The 17,059-nt window shown below is 70.8% G+C and carries 14 protein-coding genes; 5 read left to right on the plus strand and 9 right to left on the minus strand.

All coding sequences use genetic code 11. The features are described from left to right. Positions 1-50: 50 nt before the first annotated feature. Genes Cco03nite_RS16220 through Cco03nite_RS16230 form a run of 3 tightly spaced genes read right to left on the minus strand, consistent with a single transcriptional unit; the run spans position 51 to position 3,165 of the window. A complete protein-coding gene (locus tag Cco03nite_RS16220) occupies positions 51-878 on the minus strand; it encodes a carbohydrate ABC transporter permease (protein ID WP_239167414.1) in 828 nt (275 codons plus the stop codon). Then, positions 875-1,843 (minus strand): carbohydrate ABC transporter permease, encoded by a 969-nt coding sequence (locus Cco03nite_RS16225; protein WP_203692924.1) that lies wholly within the window; start codon positions 1,841-1,843, stop codon positions 875-877. Before Cco03nite_RS16225 ends, Cco03nite_RS16220 begins: the two co-directional genes overlap by 4 nt. After that, positions 1,843-3,165 (minus strand): ABC transporter substrate-binding protein, encoded by a 1,323-nt coding sequence (locus Cco03nite_RS16230; RefSeq protein ID WP_239167415.1) that lies wholly within the window; start codon positions 3,163-3,165, stop codon positions 1,843-1,845. Before Cco03nite_RS16230 ends, Cco03nite_RS16225 begins: the two co-directional genes overlap by 1 nt. A gap of 301 nt (positions 3,166-3,466) precedes the next feature. On the opposite strand from Cco03nite_RS16230, the gene Cco03nite_RS16235 reads away from it, so the two are divergent. Next, a complete protein-coding gene (locus tag Cco03nite_RS16235; RefSeq protein ID WP_203692925.1) occupies positions 3,467-4,927 on the plus strand; it encodes a cellulase family glycosylhydrolase in 1,461 nt (486 codons plus the stop codon). Positions 4,928-5,107: 180 nt separating this feature from the next. Further along, a complete protein-coding gene (locus Cco03nite_RS16240) occupies positions 5,108-5,755 on the plus strand; it encodes a class I SAM-dependent methyltransferase (protein ID WP_203692926.1) in 648 nt (215 codons plus the stop codon). A gap of 56 nt (positions 5,756-5,811) precedes the next feature. On the opposite strand, the gene Cco03nite_RS16245 is transcribed toward Cco03nite_RS16240, so the two are convergent. Together Cco03nite_RS16245 and Cco03nite_RS16250 are read right to left on the minus strand one after the other, a co-directional pair. Beyond that, positions 5,812-6,753, minus strand: a complete 942-nt coding sequence (locus tag Cco03nite_RS16245; protein ID WP_203692927.1) for a hypothetical protein — start codon at positions 6,751-6,753, stop codon at positions 5,812-5,814. A gap of 152 nt (positions 6,754-6,905) precedes the next feature. Next, the gene (locus Cco03nite_RS16250; RefSeq protein WP_203692946.1) at positions 6,906-9,104 is read right to left on the minus strand and encodes an MMPL family transporter; all 2,199 of its coding nucleotides are present in this window, start codon (positions 9,102-9,104) and stop codon (positions 6,906-6,908) included. Between the two features lie 280 nt (positions 9,105-9,384). Here Cco03nite_RS16250 and Cco03nite_RS16255 point away from each other — a divergent pair, with 280 nt between their 5' ends. Continuing rightward, positions 9,385-9,966, plus strand: coding sequence for a TetR/AcrR family transcriptional regulator (locus Cco03nite_RS16255; protein ID WP_203692928.1), 582 nt, complete (start codon positions 9,385-9,387; stop codon positions 9,964-9,966). A gap of 42 nt (positions 9,967-10,008) precedes the next feature. Further along, entirely contained in the window at positions 10,009-11,151 is a 1,143-nt protein-coding gene (locus Cco03nite_RS16260) for a nitronate monooxygenase (protein WP_203692929.1), read from the plus strand. A gap of 116 nt (positions 11,152-11,267) precedes the next feature. On the opposite strand, the gene Cco03nite_RS16265 is transcribed toward Cco03nite_RS16260, so the two are convergent. The 4 genes from Cco03nite_RS16265 to Cco03nite_RS16280 all read right to left on the minus strand — a co-directional run bounded on the left by Cco03nite_RS16265 (position 11,268) and on the right by Cco03nite_RS16280 (position 16,283). Next, positions 11,268-12,515 carry a sensor domain-containing phosphodiesterase gene (locus tag Cco03nite_RS16265; protein WP_203692930.1) on the minus strand — a complete coding sequence of 416 codons (1,248 nt, stop codon included), beginning with the start codon at positions 12,513-12,515 and terminating at the stop codon, positions 11,268-11,270. Positions 12,516-13,039: 524 nt separating this feature from the next. Beyond that, a complete protein-coding gene (locus Cco03nite_RS16270) occupies positions 13,040-14,074 on the minus strand; it encodes a zinc-binding dehydrogenase (protein WP_203692931.1) in 1,035 nt (344 codons plus the stop codon). A 169-nt stretch (positions 14,075-14,243) separates the two neighbouring features. Next, positions 14,244-15,062: a Bax inhibitor-1/YccA family protein gene (locus tag Cco03nite_RS16275; protein WP_203692932.1), complete on the minus strand. Its 819-nt coding sequence runs from the start codon at positions 15,060-15,062 to the stop codon at positions 14,244-14,246. 96 nt (positions 15,063-15,158) lie between these two features. Then, entirely contained in the window at positions 15,159-16,283 is a 1,125-nt protein-coding gene (locus Cco03nite_RS16280) for a sporulation protein (protein ID WP_203692933.1), read from the minus strand. A gap of 290 nt (positions 16,284-16,573) precedes the next feature. Here Cco03nite_RS16280 and Cco03nite_RS16285 point away from each other — a divergent pair, with 290 nt between their 5' ends. Continuing rightward, positions 16,574-16,969: a MerR family transcriptional regulator gene (locus tag Cco03nite_RS16285; RefSeq protein ID WP_203692934.1), complete on the plus strand. Its 396-nt coding sequence runs from the start codon at positions 16,574-16,576 to the stop codon at positions 16,967-16,969. The last annotated feature ends 90 nt before the right edge of the window (positions 16,970-17,059 follow it).

Consider the following 17,059-nt stretch of genomic DNA (forward strand, 5'->3'; position numbering starts at 1 on the left):
ATTGGGCGTGTCGTCCCCACAGTTCGCGCAAGATCGTCGCCTCGAGGGGGTCAGCCCTTGACGCCGGTGAGGGTTACGCCCTGGACGAAGGCTTTTTGGGCGAAGAAGAAGAGGACTACTACGGGGATCATGGTGAGCATCGTGGCGGCGCTGACCAGGTGCCACTCGACGTGGTGCATGGTGCGGAAGCTGGCCAGGCCTAGCGACACTGTCCAGTTCGCTTCGTTTTCGCTGGTGTAGAGGAGGGGGCCGTAGTAGTCGTTCCAGGCGTAGAAGAACTGGAACATGGCGGCGGCGGCGATGCCGGGGCGGGCCATCGGGAGGACCACCTTGCGCAGGGTGCGCCACTCGCCTGCGCCGTCGACGCGGGCTGCGTCGAGGTACTCGTCGGGGATGGTGACGAGGAACTGGCGTAGCAGGAAGATGGAGAACGCGTCTCCGGCCAGCATCGGCAGGACCAGTGGCCACAGTGAACCGGTGAGGCCGGCGTCGGCCCAGAACAGGTACAGCGGCACGGTGGTGACCTGCGGGGGCAGCATCATCATGCAGACGATCGCGACCATGGTCACCGATCGGCCGCGCCAGCGCAGCTTGGCCAGCCCGTACGCGGCGGGCACGCTGGCCAGCAGCATGAAGCCGGTGGCCAGGGCCGCGTACAGCAGGGTGTTGAGCAGGTAGCGCAGCAGCGGGGCCTTGGCGAACGCCTCGGCGTAGTTCTCCGGGTGCCACGAGGTCGGCCACGGTTGCGAGGTCAGGGTCTGGTCGCTGGTCATGAACGAGGTCAGGCCGAGGAACACGACCGGGGCCAGGAACATCACCGACAGCGCGATCGCGATCGCGTGGCGGGCGACGAAGAGCAGGACGTTGCGTCGGGTCACCGGGTGAACTCCTTGAACCGGCGCAGCAGCAGCACGGTCGCGGTCATCGAGACCACGAACAGCACCACGGCCAGCACATTGGCGTACCCGAGCACGTGGTAGCGGAAGCCGACCACGTACAGCCAGAGCGGATAGGTGAACGTCGAGCCCTCGGGGTAGCCGAACGTGTCGGAGATGCCGCCGCCGCCGGTGACCTGCCCGGAGGCGACGCTGGCGGCGACGGCGGCCTGGGTGAAGTACTGCAGCGTGCCGATGATCCCGGTGATGGCGGCGAACGCCAGCACGGGCGAGATGCTGGGCAGGGTCACGTACCGGAAGCGCTGCCAGCTGCCCGCGCCGTCGAGCGAGGCGGCCTCGTGCAGCTCGGCGGGCACGTCCAGCAGCGCCGCGATGAAGATCATCATCAGGTCGCCGATGCCCCACATGGCCAGCACGACCAGCGACGGCTTGGCCCAGGCGGGGTCGTTGAACCACAGCGGCGGGTCGTCGACGCCGAGCGCCGACAGTGCCGTGTTCACCGGGCCGGTGCCGGGCTTGAGCAGCAGCACGAACGCGAGCGTCGCGGCGACCGGCGGGGCGAGCGCGGGCAGGTAGAACAGCGTGCGGTACACCCCGCGGGCCCGCTTGACCTGGTTGAGCAGCAGCGCGGTGAGCAGCGCGCCGAGCATGCGCGCAGGCACCATCACCAGGACCAGCCACAGCGTGTTCTTCGCCGCCCGGACCACGTTGTCGTCCTCGAACAGGAAACGCCAGTTGTCCAGCCCGACCCACTCCGGGGCCTGGATCAGGTTGAACCGGGTGAACGAGAAGTACACCGCCGACACCAGCGGATACACCAGGAACAGCGCGAGGCCCACGAGGGTCGGGGCGACGAAGGTGTACGGCGTCAGCCTGCGCCGCAGCCGGGTGAGCCTGGGGGAGGGGGTGCGGGACGGACCCGCACCCCCGGTGAGCGGCAGTGACATCAGCCCGCCAGCTTGACGAGGTTGTCGATCTGCTGGTCGACCTTCTTCAGCCCGCCGGCCAGGTCGGTGACCGTGCCGGACTGATAGGACTGCAGGAACCCGGACAGCTCCTCCTGGTACGCGGCCCCGACCGCGCTCGGCGGCGTGGTTACCGTGGCCGGGTGGGCGAAGATGTCCAGGAACACCTGGAACTCCGGGTCCACCACCAGGTCCTTGCTGGTCAGCGCATCGGTGGTGCTGGGCACGTTGCGGATGCCGTTGCTGAGCTTGACGATGGCGGCGGTCTCGGTGGTCAGGAAGCGCACCAGGGCCCAGGCCGCCTCGTTGTTCTTCGCGGTGCGCGACACCCCGATCACGTTGCCGGTGACGTAGCCGCCGCCGTAGCGGGCCGGGTCGGCCACCGGCAGCGGCGCGACGCCGAACCGCACGTCCTTGGCCTGGTCGCGCAGGAACGCCATGCGCCACTCGCCGTCGATGTTCATGGCGACCTTGCCCTTGTGGAAGGCGTTGTCGGCGGACCACTCGTCGCCCAGGCCGGCCCGGAACTTCTCCAGCTTGTCGTAGCCGTACCAGTCGACCAGGTCCTTCTGCCAGCGGACCAGCTCCTGCCACTTCGGGTCGCTGCCGATGGCCGAGGTGCCGTCGGTGTTGAGCCAGCTCGCGCCGACCATCGGGGCCAGGTGCGACGGCGAGTTCTCGTAGAAGCCGAACGAGGGCAGGAAACCGGCCCGTTCGATGGTGCCGTCGGGCTTGCGTACCGTCAGCTTCTTGGCCAGCTCGGTCAGCTCGGCCAGCGTCTTGGGCGGCCCGGCGACGCCGGCCTCGGCGAAGATCGCCTTGTTGTAGTACAGCCCGTACACGTCGGCGAGGAACGGCATCGCGCAGCGCTTGCCCCGGAACTCGGTGTAGGACCGGATCACCTCGGGGTAGCGCTTCAGGTCGATCCCGTCGCGCTGCAGGTACGGCGTCAGGTCGGTCCACGCGCCGGAGGAGCAGAACTTGCCGACGATGTCGGTGGAGTAGCTCAGGCCGACGTCGGGTCCCTGACCCGCGCCGATGGCCTGCAGCATCTTGGTGTCGTCCTGCCCGCCCTTCACGGTGACCTTCACCTTGGGGTGCTTGGCCTCGAAGTCCTTGACGATCTCGGCGATCGCGTCCGCCTCGCGGTCGGTGAAGAAGTGCCAGAGCTCGACCTCGCCGGACGCCTCGACGCCGGGACTGGCCAGGGGAGCGGCCTGCTCGCCCGGCGTGCAGGCGGCCGTGGCCAGCAGCCCTGCCGCCAGCGTGGCCAGCAGCAGCCGGGATTTATGAGTGGTGAACACGTGTTCGCTCCTCACTGCACACTGTTAGGAAGATTGACTAACTATTGCGTCGAGGATCGAGCGTGCGGGCACCGCTGTCAACACCTGCCGGCGGGATCGACGCAGGCCGGGCGCGCTCCCACGTCCGATGTGGAACCGCCGGAACCGTTACGCGTCAGGTTCCGTAGCTGGTGAAGGTTGATTTAAGCGATCATTAAGTCGGCTCGCCTTGACGGCCTCGCATCGACGAACTTAGGGTGGTCAATAGTAAGTTAGTTTTCCTAACAGATGGGCCGGTCCCGTCCGGCCCGTGGAGGCGCGCATGTCACGAAAACTGAGGAACGTCCTGGTCGCCGGTGCGGTGTCCGTGCTGGCCGCGGTGTCGCTGGCCGTCGCGGTCGGCTCCGCGAGCGCGGCGACCACCCCCACCGCCACCTTCACGAAGGTGTCCGACTGGGGCTCCGGATTCGAGGGCCGCTACACGATCACCAACGGTGGCGGCAGCACCCTGAACACCTGGCAGGTGTCGTTCACCCTGCCTGCCGGCACCACCATCAGCTCGCACTGGGACGCCGCCCGCTCGGGCAGCGGCCAGCAGGTCGTCTTCGCCAACCTGTCCTGGAACGGCACCATCGCCCCCGGCGCGTCCGTCGTCTTCGGCTTCATCGGCGCGGGCTCCGGCAGCCCCAGCGGCTGCCTGCTCAACGGCCAGCCCTGCACCGGCGGCGCCCAGCCCAGCCCGTCGGCGTCGTCCCCGCGCCCGCCGTCACCGTCCGCGTCGCCCTCGAAGCCGCCGTCGCCCTCGGCGTCGCCGTCGGCCAGCCCCAGCACCAGCCCGACGGCCGACCCCGGCACTCCGGTGGCCGCCAACGGCCAGCTGCGGGTCTGCGGGCGGCAGCTGTGCAACAAGAACGGCAAGGCGGTCCAGCTGCGCGGCATGAGCACGCACGGCATCCAGTGGTACGCGAACTGCGCCACCGCCGGTTCGCTGGACGTGCTGGCCAACGAGTGGAAGGCCGACGTGCTGCGCGTCTCCATGTACATCCAGGAGGACGGGTACGAGACCGACCCGCGCCGCTTCACGGACCTGGTGCACAACTACATCGAGCTGGCCACGGCCCGCGGCATGTACGCCATCGTCGACTGGCACATGCTCGACCCCGGTGACCCGAACTACAACCTGGCCCGCGCGAAGACGTTCTTCGCCGAGATCGCCCAGCGCCACGCGAACAAGGTCAACGTGCTGTACGAGATCGCCAACGAGCCCAGCGAGGTCAGCTGGTCCACCATCAAGAGCTACGCCGACCAGGTCATCCCGGTCATCCGCCAGCGCGACCCCGAGGCCGTCGTGCTCGTCGGCACCCCCGACTGGTCCTCGCTGTCGGTGTCCGGCGACGGCAACGGCGTCGCGACCATCGCCGCCAACCCGGTCACCGCCGGCAACCTGATGTACGTCTTCCACTTCTACGCCGCCTCGCACGGCAGCGTGTACTACAACACCTTCGCCCAGGCCGTGGACACCCTGCCGATGTTCGTCACCGAGTTCGGCACCCAGCAGGCCACCGGCGACGGCCCGAACGACTTCACCAACGCCCAGCGCTACCTCGACCTGATGGCCGCCAGGAAGGTCAGCTGGGTCAACTGGAACTACTCCGACGACTTCCGCTCCGGCGCCGTCTTCACCACCGGCACCTGCGCTACCGGCCAGTTCTCCGGCACCACCCGCCTCAAGCCCGCCGGCTCCTGGATCCGCGACCGCATCCGCACCCCCGACGACTTCTAGCCCATCCCCACCCCCACCCACCCACCCACCCCGCCCCACCGCGTTGATCATGAACTTATGGCACGGCTCGACGGCGTGTCACCGGCACAACCTCATGATCAACGCGGAGGGGCGGTGGTCTTTTGCTGGAGTGGCAACGTTGGTTGCCTGCCGGGCTGCGGCGGGGGCAGGGTGGTCGGTATGACCGACGCGCAGGCAATCGAGATCATGTTCACCGCGGAGTTCTGGGACGAGCGGTACGGCTCCAAGGACCGGGTGTGGAGCGGCAACCCGAACCCGCACCTGGTAACCACCGTCGCCGGGCTCGCGCCGGGGGACGCGCTCGACGTCGGCAGCGGCGAGGGCGCCGACGCCGTCTGGCTGGCCGGCAACGGCTGGCGGGTCACCGGCGTCGACGTGTCCACCGTGGCGCTGCGACGCGCCGCCGCGCACGCCGCCGAGCGGGGCGAGCAGCTCGCCGACCGCATCACCTGGCAGCAGGTCGACGTGCTGTCCTGGGACCCGGCGCCCGCTCAGTACGACCTGGTGTCGGCGCAGTTCATGCACCTGCCCCGCCCCGCGCTGGAGGCGCTGCACCGCCGCCTGGCCGCAGCGGTGCGCCCCGGCGGCACGCTGCTGATCGTCGGGCACCACCCGTCGGATCTCGACACCACCATCGGCCGCCCTCGCCTGCCGGAGCTGATGTTCACGGCGGAGCAGGTCGCCGCCACGCTGGACGAGCGCGACTGGGACATCCGCGCCGAGACCCCCGGCCGCGAGGTCACCGACCCCGACGGCAACCCGGTCACCATCCACGACGCCGTGCTGACGGCGGTCCGCCGGAGCTGAACCGGGTGACCCGCTGCGGATCGATCGCGCCGCAGCGGGTCCCGGCCTGGCCTGCGTCAGGCCACGTAGCCGTTGAACACGTGCACCCCGTCATGGGCGCCGGTCTCGTTGGCCCGGTTGGTGTTGAAGTACAACCTGCCGTCGCTGATACCGACGCCTTCGATCTCGAACAGCTCCGAGTACGCGGAGGAGGTGATGCGGAAGGACAGGTCGGTGGCGGCGGGTGCGGTCCCGGTCGTCGTCGGCGACACGTTCCGGTACACCAGCACGATGCTGCGGTTGTCCTTGGTCAGCGGATAGTAGAGGACCTTCTTGGCCGCGTCGTAGAAGATCCCCTGGGTGAGGAAGGTCCCCAGGTCCGACACCGGAGCGCCGTTGACCAGGGCGCCCTCGACCTGCAGGTCGAACGCCTTCGTCAGGTCGATGGTCCCGGAGGACGCACGCAGCGGCAGGCTGCCGTTGTAGATCGTGCGTCCGCTCTTGAACAGGAACGTGATCGTGGTGCCGCTGACCGACACCCGGTTGATCCCGGACGGCGCGAAGGCGGCCCCGTTGAGCCGCACCTGGTAAGACCCGGCATGGTAATAGGTGGTGCCGTCGTAGCGCAGCCGCACGAGCTGCGGTCCGCTCGCCTTCATGGTGACGACGAACAGGTGGTGCTGAGCGTCGATGTCGACGATCGTCATGTCGTTGCCGTGTCCGAGCCAGGTGTTCGTCGTCCCGCCGTTCGTGCCGTTGGTCATCAGCACGCGCTCGCCGGTGGTCTTGTGGACCCGGTAGATGACGGACACGTCGTCGACATTGGTGTGATTCTTGATGGAGTACAGGTAGGTCGATCCGGCGGCGAATCCCTGTACTCCGGTGCAGCAGCTGGTGTTCGGTGTGTCGGCGATGTCGGTGTACGTGTTGAAGTAGGCGGCCTGCGCCGGCTGTCCTGTCAGGGCCAGTAGCCCGAGAACCAGGGCTACCGAAGTGGCCAGTCGTCCACCAAGTCGCATGTGTCCTCCCCGCAGTCGTGACGACGTGGGCCCGGTGCCCGAAGATCGTCAAGCGCAGGCTATGCCGAGCGGTCAGGGCGGGCAACACGGGACGAACACGGCGAACGGCCGTGGCATACGGGATGTGCCCGTATGCCACGACCGTTCGCTTGTCAGACGCCGGCGCCCACCGGCTCGCGCACCGGCTCCTCGGCCCGGTTCAGCTTCTCGCCCTCGACGTCCACGTTGGGCAGGATGCGGTCCAGCCAGCGCGGCAGCCACCAGGCGGCCCTGCCGAGCAGCGACATCAGCGCCGGCACGATGGTCATGCGGACGATGAACGCGTCCACCAGCACGCCGAACGCCAGCGCGAAGCCGATCGACTGGATCAGCGTCTCACCGGAGAACACGAACCCGCCGAACACGCTGATCATGATGATGGCGGCGGCGGTGACCACCCGGGCTCCGTGGCGGAAGCCGGTGATCACGGCGTCGCGGGCCGGCGCGCCGTGCACGAAGTCCTCGCGCATCCGGGTCACCAGGAACACCTGGTAGTCCATGGCCAGGCCGAACAGGATGCCGATGAGCAGCACCGGCAGCATGCTCATGATCGGCCCGGTCTCCTGCACGCCGAACACGTCGCCGAGCCAGCCCCACTGGAACACGGCCACCACCGCGCCGAACGTCGCCGCGACGCTGAGCAGGAAGCCGAGCGTCGCCTTCAGCGGCACCAGCACCGACCGGAACACCAGCAGCAGCAGCAGGAACGCCAGCCCGACCACGACCGCCAGGTACGGCAGCAGCGCCTCGTCGAGCGTCGTGGACACGTCGATGGCCAGTGCGGTGACGCCGGTGACGGCGATGGTCGCGCCGGTCCCGGCGGTCAGCGCCGCGCGCTCGTCGCGCAGGGCGTGCACCAGGTCGGCGGTGGCCTCGTCGTTCGGTCCGGTCTTCGGGATCACCGCGAGCAGGACGGTGCGGCCGTCGGGGCTCACCCCGTTCGGGGCGGCGTAGAGCACGTTGTCCACGGCGGTCAGGCGGGGGACGAGCTGCCCGATGGCGGCCTGCGGGTCGGTGCCCGCGGGCAGGTCGGCCACGACCACCAGCTCACCGTTGAAGCCCGGCCCGAAACCGGTGGTGACCAGGTCGTACGCCTTGTGCTGGGTGGTGTCGGCGGACTGCATGCCGTCGTCGGGCAGGCCGAGGCGCAGGTCCGCGGCCGGGATCGCGAGCACGCCGAGCGCGGCGACGGTGAGCACCAGCACCGGGATGCGGAACCGCACCACGAACCGGGCCCAGCGCTCGCCCATCGGGACCGGGCCGGTGTCGGACTCCGGATCCGGGGTCGCGTGCCCGAACAGGCGTCCCTTGACCAGGCGGTCGCCGGTGAAGCCGAGCAGCGCGGGCAGCAGCGTGACCGCCACGAGTACCGCGACCGCGACCGTGGCCGCCGCGGACAGGCCCAGGCCGGCCAGCAGCGGGATGCCGACGATGGTCAGCGCGGCCAGCGCGATGATGACGGTGAGCCCGGCGAACACCACGGCCGAGCCGGCAGTGCCGACGGCGCGCCCGGCGGCCTCCGCGCCGTCCTTGCGGACCAGCAGCTCGTGCCGGAACCGGGAGACGATGAACAGGGCGTAGTCGATGCCGACGGCCAGGCCGAGCATCAGCGCCAGGATCAGGCTGTTGGAGTTGATGTCGACGAAGCGCGAGGCGATCGCGACGCCGGACAGGCCGATGCCGATGCCGGCGATCGCGGTGAGCAGCGGCAGCCCGGCGGAGACCAGCGAGCCCAGCGTGATGATGAGCACCAGGGCCGCGACGGCTATGCCGATGACCTCGACGACGCCGGTCTTCGGGTTGGCCCGCAGCGCGTCGCCGCCGACCTCCACGGTCAGCCCGGCGTCGCGGCCGAGCGCGGCCGCGTCCAGCAGCGCGGCCCGGTCGCTGTCGGTCAGCTCCATGCCCTGCACGCCGTAGGTGACGTGGGCGAAGGCGTAGCGCAGGTCGGGGGAGATGGACTTCGCGGTGTACGGGTCGATCACCCGCGCGACCTGCGGGGCGTCGTTCAGCGCGCCGACCACGCGGCCGACGGCGGCCTGCACGTCGGGGTCGGTCATCGTCTTGCCCTCGGGCGTGGCGAACACGACCCGGGCGCGCGCCCCGCCCGCGTGGGCCTCGGGGAAACGCTCACCGAGCTGGTCGATGGCCCGCTGGGCTTCGGTGCCCGGGATGCTGAAGTCGTTGGACATCTTGCCGGAAAGCGTCGCGGCGCCGGCCCCGGCGAGCGCGAGCAGCAGCACCCAGATGCCGAGGACGATCCAGCGTCGGCGGTAGGAGAACCGGCCGATCCGGTAGAGGAAGGTCGCCACGTCGAGTACTCCAAACGAGGGATGGGTGGCTGTCATCGCGGCGAAACATGCTGTTCACGTGCATGTTCAGGGGTCGCCGCACCACGGCCGACCCTAGCCGTTCGGCAAGGAGTGAGCAAGCCGATCGGCAAGGAGTGAACCTGTCGATCGGCAAGTTTTCAGCTTGCCGTTCGGCTGGTTTCCAGCTTGTCGACCGGCTAGGCGGAAGGCTGCTGATCAGCTAGATTTGCTCAGGACGGGTGACTTCCCCCGGCGTCGTTGATCTGGTAAGGAGGGTGCCGTGAGAGCTGCGACACACGCCGACTCGCGCAGCCCGGAGCGCACCCGGCAGCGCCTGCTGGACGAGGCCTGCCGGCTGTTCGCCATGCACAGCTTCGCCGGCACCTCGCTGCAGATGATCGCCGACACCCTCGGCGTCACCAAGGCGGCCGTCTACCACCACTTCAAGACCCGCGACGACATCCTGACCGCGGTGATCCAGCCCGCCATCGAGGAGATGCACGCGATCATCGCCGCCGCCGAGGCGCAGCGCACCCCGTCCGCGCGCGCCGATGCGATGCTGTCGGGCCTGGTCGACCTGACCGTCAAGCACCGCGGCCTGATCGCGATGATCGGCACGGACCCCGGCGTGACCAGCGCGCTGCAGAGCCACCCCGACGTGATGGAGCTGTTCCGCCGCCCCGGCGAGCTGATGGCCCTCGACGGCTCCGCCGAAGCCGAGATCAACGCGACCCTCGCCCTGGCCGGCATCGCCACCACCGCCTCGTCGCCGGTGATGCAGCACCACGACGCCGACGTGCTCCGTCGCCACCTGCTCGCCGCCGGCCGCCGCATCCTCGGCCTGCGCGCCCGCAAGCCCTGACCCACCCGCCGCCCGCGCGCCGCGTACGCTCAAGATCGACCGATGTGCCGGGCACCTGTGCGTATCTTGCGCGTTGATAAGCACAGGTGCCGGGCAAGTCCGACGGTCTTGGTCCGGTCAGGCGGCCCGCTGGCCGGGTCCCGGGAGGTGGACGTGAACAGTTCATTCATTCGTACGCTCGGCGTCGACCTGCCGGTGTTCGCCGCGCCGATGGCCGGTGGGGCCGGCACGCCCGCCCTGGTCGTGGCAGCCGCCCGAGCCGGTGGCCTCGGGTTCCTTGCCGCCGGGTACAAGACACCCCAGGCACTCGACGCGGAGATCGTGACCGTCGAGGCGGCGGCGGTGCCGTTCGGGGTGAACCTGTTCGTGCCCAATCCGGTGCCGATCGACCCCGCGGCGCTGCGCCGCTACGCCGAGCTGCTCGCCGCCGAGGCCGACCGGCACGGCGTCACCCTGGACCCGGCGCCCGTCGAGGACGACGATCGCTGGCACGACAAGCTCGACCTGCTGCGCGCCCGGCCGGTGCCCGTGATCAGCCTGACGTTCGGCATACCGGGTCCCGCGGACCTGGCCGCGCTGCGCGCGACCGGGGCGCTGCTGGTGCAGACGGTCACCAGCCTCGACGAGGCGAAGGCGGCCGCGGCGGCCGGTGTCGACGCGCTCGCCGTGCAGGCCGCCACCGCGGGCGGCCACTACGGCACCTTCACGCCGTCCGCGCCGGTCACCGGCATCGCGCTCACCGACCTCGTCGCCGCCGTCCGGCACGCCGTGGACCTGCCGTCGATCGCCGCCGGTGGACTGTCCACACCGCAGGACGTGGCCGCGGCGTTGCGCGCCGGCGCCGACGCCGCCGCGGTGGGGACCGTGCTGCTGCGCAGTGACGAGGCGGGCACCTCCGCGGTCCACCGGGCCGCGCTCGCCGACCCGGACCGGACCGGCACCGTCGTCACGCGCGCCTTCACCGGACGTCCCGCACGGGCACTGCGCAACGAGTTCACCGACCGCTATGCCGAACTCGCCCCCTACGGTTATCCCGCCGTGCACCACCTCACCGCGGGCCTGCGCCGGGCGGCCGCCGCGGCCGGCGACGCCGAGCGGGTGCACCTGTGGGCCGGCACCGGCTACCGGCAGGCCGCCGACGGCCCGGCCGCCGCGATCCTGGCCCGCCTGGCCGCCCAGCCATAGCTGTGTCGCGGTCCGCGCCCGGCTGGCCGCCCGGCTCTGGATCTAGAAGAGAGTTGTAGTCGCCGGGACGACCACAACTGTTCTAGATCCGCATGGCAATGGTCCGGCATGGCCGGTCAGGCGACCGGGGCGAGTCTGCTCAGCAGCGTGCGTGCGGCCTCGGCGACCAGCGAGCGGTCATAGCTGATGATCACGTCGAACTCCCGGTCGGACTCCCGGGCCGACGCGGTCGGCAGTTGCCGGGCGAACAGGCCGCCCGAGAAGTAGCTGCCGAGCACGATCACCGACCATTCCCCGATCAGCGGGTCGTCGTCGGCCAGCGGTCCACCGCGGATGCCCGGAGCGGGCTGCGGGGTGATCCCGTGGCCGAACACCGCGGTCAGCGCCCCCTTGCCGGCGATGGACAGGTAGCGGTGCCGGGTGTGCTCGGTGAAGTGTTTCGCGTCCTGGAACGCTCCCAGCAGCACCGACGCCTCGGGCGCGTGCTCGCTCATGCTCTCCAGGTGGTTGCTGAGCGGGATGAGCTGCCGCTTGGTGGCGCGGGTGGCGCGGCGCTGCCGCCGGGCGACCTCGAACGGGGTGCGCGCCCCCGTGTTCGGCGCGGTGCTGTACGGCAGGTCGGTGTCCGGCCGTGCGAACTGGCCCGGCAGCGGGCCGGGCCGCCCCAGCAGCCAGCCCTGCCCGAGCGTCGCGCCCATCGAGATCGCCGCCGCGAGGTGTCGTTCGGTCTCGATGCCCTCGGCGAGGATGATCGCGCCGGTGCGCTCGGACTCGGCCAGCACCGCGTTGACGACCTGTGCGGTCTCGTGGGTCGGGCGGCCCTGCACGACGTGCCGGTCCAGTTTGATGATCTCGGGGCTGAGCAGGGCGAGCAGCGACAGGCTGGCCGGGTTCACGCCCACGTCGTCCAGGGCGATGCGGGTCGACTGGCCGCGTACCCGGGCGACGGAGGTGAGCAGCGCGGCCGGGTCGTCGCTGAGCGAGCGTTCGGTGATCTCCATGACGACCTGCAGCTCGCGCATGGCCGTGTCGATGGTGTCGACCAGCCCCGCCGGGCAGGCACTGCCCATGGTGGACGGCTCGACGTTGACGAACAGCGGCACGTCCCACGGCAGGCACGCCGCCAGTGCCGCCCGGAACGCCGCCGCCCGGGCCACCCAGTCCAGTTCGGTGAGCCGGCCGGCGCGCTGGGCCTGCGCGAACAGCTCGGCGGGGTTGCGCAGCTCGGAGCCCGCCGGTCCGCGTGCCAGCGCCTCGTAACCGGCGACCCGGCCGCTGCGCAGCGAGATGACCGGTTGGAAGACCGGGTAGACGGCACGTTTGGTCACCGTGCGGTCGAGTTCGGTGGGCCCGTCCTGCGTCACTGTCTCACCAGTCCCGCCAGCTGCTCTGCGCATTTTGTACCGGTTGTAAGGCTAACGGCCGAACAGCCCGCGCCCCGGCACTTCCCGGTACTGCCTCAACGTTCTTCCTCCACCCGGCCCCCACCCCCCGCCCGACCGCCATCGCCGGAGGCTGCACTTTCTGGGAAATTGCTGCTATTTCAGATTGGATAGGTGCAGAATCCCCGAGAGAGCAGGAACCGGTACGGCGACCAGCCAGCCCTGCGGGCTCGCGTAGATCGCCGTGACGGCCGCGCCGAGCCCCGCCCCGGGCGACCCCGCCGGACCTGGTCCGCCGCGCCGTCGGCGGCGAGCCGGCCGTGGAGGGCCCTCGACGACACCGGCCGCCCGACGCCACCACGTTCACCGCGTCCGCCTGGCGTCCCTCGCCGCCTACCCGCCGCCTGCTGCCCTGACCCCGCAAGATCATCCGATGTGCCTGGCACCTGGGCGTATGGACGCTCAAGATTCGCTCGAGTGCCCGGCAAGTCCGACGATCTCGCGGGTCACGGGCGGATGAGGACCTTGAGGGCGGTCCGGTCGGCCATCGCCTGGTAACCCGCGGGCACCTCGTCGAGGCCGATCACGGTGTCGAACACCCGGCCGGGCTCCACCTCTCCGGCGAGCACGTCGGGCAGTAGCTCCTCGATGTACGCGCGGGCCGGGGCGATGCCGCCGGTGAGCGTGACGTTGCGCCGGAACTCCTCGAAGCCCATCGGCACCTCCGGGTACTGCGGCGCGCCCACCCGGCTCACCGTGCCGCCGGACCGGGCCACCGCGAACGCCGTCTCGATGGCCGGGCGCAGGCCCACGCACTCCAGCACGGTGTGGGTGCCGTCGCCGCCGGTCAGCTCCAGCACCTTCGCCACGCCCTCGTCGCCGCGTTCGGCGACCACGTCGGTCGCGCCGAAGTCCCGCCCGAGGTCGGTGCGGCCCTGGTGGCGGCCCATGAGGATGATCTGCTCCGCGCCGAGCCGCTTGGCGGCCAGCACCGCGCACAGGCCGACCGCGCCGTCGCCGATCACGGTCACCGTGGTGCGCGGGCCCACCCCGGCGGTCACGGCGCAGTGGTGGCCGGTGGGATACACGTCGGACAGCGACAGCAGGGAGGGCAGCAGCGCCGAGTCCTCGCCGACGGGCAGCTTGACCAGCGTGCCCTGGGCCTGCGGGACGCGTACCGCCTCGCCCTGGCCGCCGTCGACGCCGTTCGCGCCCCAGAAGCCGCCGTGCCGGCAGGAGGTCTGCAGGCCCTCGCGGCAGAAGTCGCAGGTGTTGTCCGCCCAGACGAACGGCGCGACCACCAGGTCGCCGGCTGTCAGCCCGGAGACGTCCGCGCCGACGTCCTCGACGACGCCGAGGAACTCGTGGCCGATGCGGTCGCCCTGCTCGCTGGCGGGCCGGGACCCGTACGGCCACAGGTCGCTGCCGCAGATGCAGGAGCGCAGCACGCGGACGAGGGCGTCGGTGGGCTCGTGCAGCACCGGGTCGGGCACGTCCTCGACCCGTACGTCACCGGCACCGTAGATCAAGGTGGCTCGCATGGCTCTCCCCGTTCCGTGATCTTCGCCAGGTCCGGCCGGGGCCGACCTGGTCCAACGATCAGTATCGGCGCGCGGCGGCCACGGTATCCGGTCATTGCGGGCAATCCGTACGGATGCCGACGCGACGGCGGCCCGGGCTGGGGAGAACCCGGGCCGCCTGGTCGCGGTGTCAGTCTTCCTGGAAGTACGAGATGAGCCGGAGGATCTCCAGGTAGAGCCAGACGAGTTCGACGAGGATGCCGAACGCGCCGAGCCAGCCGTACTTGCGCGGCAGCCCGGCGGCGATGCCGTCCTCGATCTGCTGGAAGCTGACCACGAACATCAGCGCCGCCACCACGATGCAGACCAGCGAGAAGATGATCGCGATGCCGCCGCCGTCGCGCAGCGGACCGGCCGAACCGGTGAACATGCTGATGACGAAGTTGACCAGCATGACCACGGCCAGCCCGGCCGCGGCCCCGATCACGACCTTCATGAACTTCGGCGTCGCCCGGACGATCCGGGCCCGGTACAGCGCGGCCATGATGAAGAAGACGCCCAGGGTCGCGATGACCGCCTGCAGGACGATGCCGTTCCAGCGGGTTTCGAACGCCTTGGACACCGCACCGAGGAACACGCCCTCGACGATCGCGTAGCTGAACAGGATGACCGGGTTGGTGATCTGGGCGAACGAGATGACCAGGCCCAGCACCAGCCCGACCAGCATCGCGGCGATCCACACCACGCCCAGCGACTGCGGCGGGACCAGGATCCAGGTGGCGGCGGCCGCGGCCACCGCCGCGCCGATCAGGGACACGGTCTTGACCACGACGTCGTCGATCGTCATGACGTCGCGGGAGTGCTGGACGGTCTCGGGGTATCCGTAACCGCCGGCCGGCTGCTCGTAGGTCCGGCCGCCGTAGCTGTAGGGCTGGCCGCCGGGCACGCTGTAGGTCGGCTGCTGCGCGGCGGCGGTGATCCGCCCGAGCACCGGGTTAGAGGACTTCACGCAGGGTCTCCTTCGTCTACGGGCGGGGTTGGTCCATCGGGGGTGGGTGGTGCGGGCCTCCGGCTAGGACAGGCCCGCACCACCCGCGGTCGGCGGTCAGAAGTCTCCGAAGTCGCCTCCGAAATCCCCGCCGCCGAAGTCTTCGAAACCGGCGTCGGCCACACCCGGGTCCAGCCCGGCCGCCGAGGCGGCGTCACCGAGGTCGGGAGCCATCACGTCGCCGATCATGTCGCCGATCACCATGCCGCCGAGGAAGCCCAGCGCCGCGCCGCCGACCCCGGCCGCCATCGCGCCGGCCATGCTCGGCTTGCCCCGGTAGCCGCCGTACTTGTAGCCGCCGCCGTGCCCGCCGTAGGCGTATCCGGGACGGCCGTGCCCGTACGCCAGCTGGCCGTACCCGGGCTGGCCGTAGCCCGGCTGGGCCGGTGCGGGCGACTGCAGGAACGCGCCCGGGGCGGCCGCCGCGGGGGAGCCGAGCTTGTCCAGCGCGTTGGTCAGCCACCGGTCGACCTCGGCGATCCAGCCGCCCTCCGTCTCGGCGAGCCGCGCCAGGTCGGCCGCCGACAGGTCGTGGCGGTCGGGCGCGCCGAACCGGCCGGTCAGCTCCGCCAGCACCACCAGGCCGTCCCCGGCCGCGGCGATCGCGAAGGTGAGCAGGGGGATGTGCGGGCCGTGCTGCCCGCCCTCGGGCAGCGGCGCGTAGCAGGTGATCGCCTGGGCGGCGGGCACCGGCAGGCCGGGCACCCCGCCGGGGCGCAGCTCGCTGCGGACGAACCGGCAGCCGATCGTGCCGAGCGCGTCCATGATGTGCTGCTGCACCGGCGCCGCGTCGATGCGCGCGGGGTCGAAGTCACCCTTGGCGCTGCCGGAGGCGACCGACACCTCGGTGCGCACCCCGACGCCCAGACCCGGCAAGGCCTGGCCGTACAGCGCGGTGAACGGCGCGTGCACCGGGACCGGCACCGTGAACGGCACGGCCTGGTTGCTGCCCGAGGGCAGGCGCAGGTGCTGCGCCACCTGGTAGCGGGCCAGCTCCAGCTCGCCGGCCGGCCCGGTCGCGACGAGGAGCAGCGAGATCGCGGTGATGTCGGTGTCGGACTTGGCGCGCAGGTTCACCTGGCCGCTCAGCTGACCGCCCGGGACCGCGGACTGCGGCGACAGCACGGTGTCGACCTCGACGCCGCCCAGTCCGAGCCCGGCGAGCAGTTTCTTGAAGACCATGGGTTTCCTCTCCTGTGGAACTCCGCCCCGGCCTCAGCCGCGGCGGTGGTGTGCGGGCGGCATGGGCGGCGTCGCTCGGGCGCGCGGCAGGTGCGAGGGCGAGGCGGCTGCGCCGACGGTGGAGTCCAGGCCCGCGAGGATCAGCACGGCGGTGCCAGCGCTCCTCGGCTCGGCCGCGGCGCTGTCGGCCCTGGTCTGGACCGGTGCCGTTCGCGGCGGGCGGCGGTAGGATCAGCCACGGGAGCGACACTAACACGTGAAACTGTATGGTTGCTGGAAAGGGGCTGCTCATGGCACTGATGCGGATCGGCGAGCTCGCCGACGCGGCGGGCGTGAGCAATCGGACCGTCGACTTCTACACCAACCTCGGCCTGATCACCCCCGCCTCGCGCACCACCGGCGGCTTCCGGCTGTACGACCCCGCGACGGTCGAGCAGATCGCCACCGTGCAGCGGCTGGAGTCCAGCGGCATGGCGCTCGACGACATCGCCGCGCACCTGCAGAGCGGGGCCGCGGCCGACCTGGCCGGCGCGCTCGCCCGGCTCGACCACGACCTGACGGCGCTGCGCGCGCTGGCCGAGACCGCGGGCGGGACCGCGCACGGCCTCGCCACGACGCTCGCCGTACGCGCCAATCAGCTGCTGGCCGCCGCCGCGGAGCTGCTGTCGACGATGCCGCCGCCCTGAGCGCGGCACGCCCTGGACCGCCGGGTCGCGCTTGCGGCGAAGGAAGGGCACCTTCTTAACGGTATATGTAGCGGAAGGGCACCTTCTTAA

It is taken from the genome of Catellatospora coxensis (genome assembly GCF_016862635.1).
Classification (GTDB): domain Bacteria; phylum Actinomycetota; class Actinomycetes; order Mycobacteriales; family Micromonosporaceae; genus Catellatospora; species Catellatospora coxensis.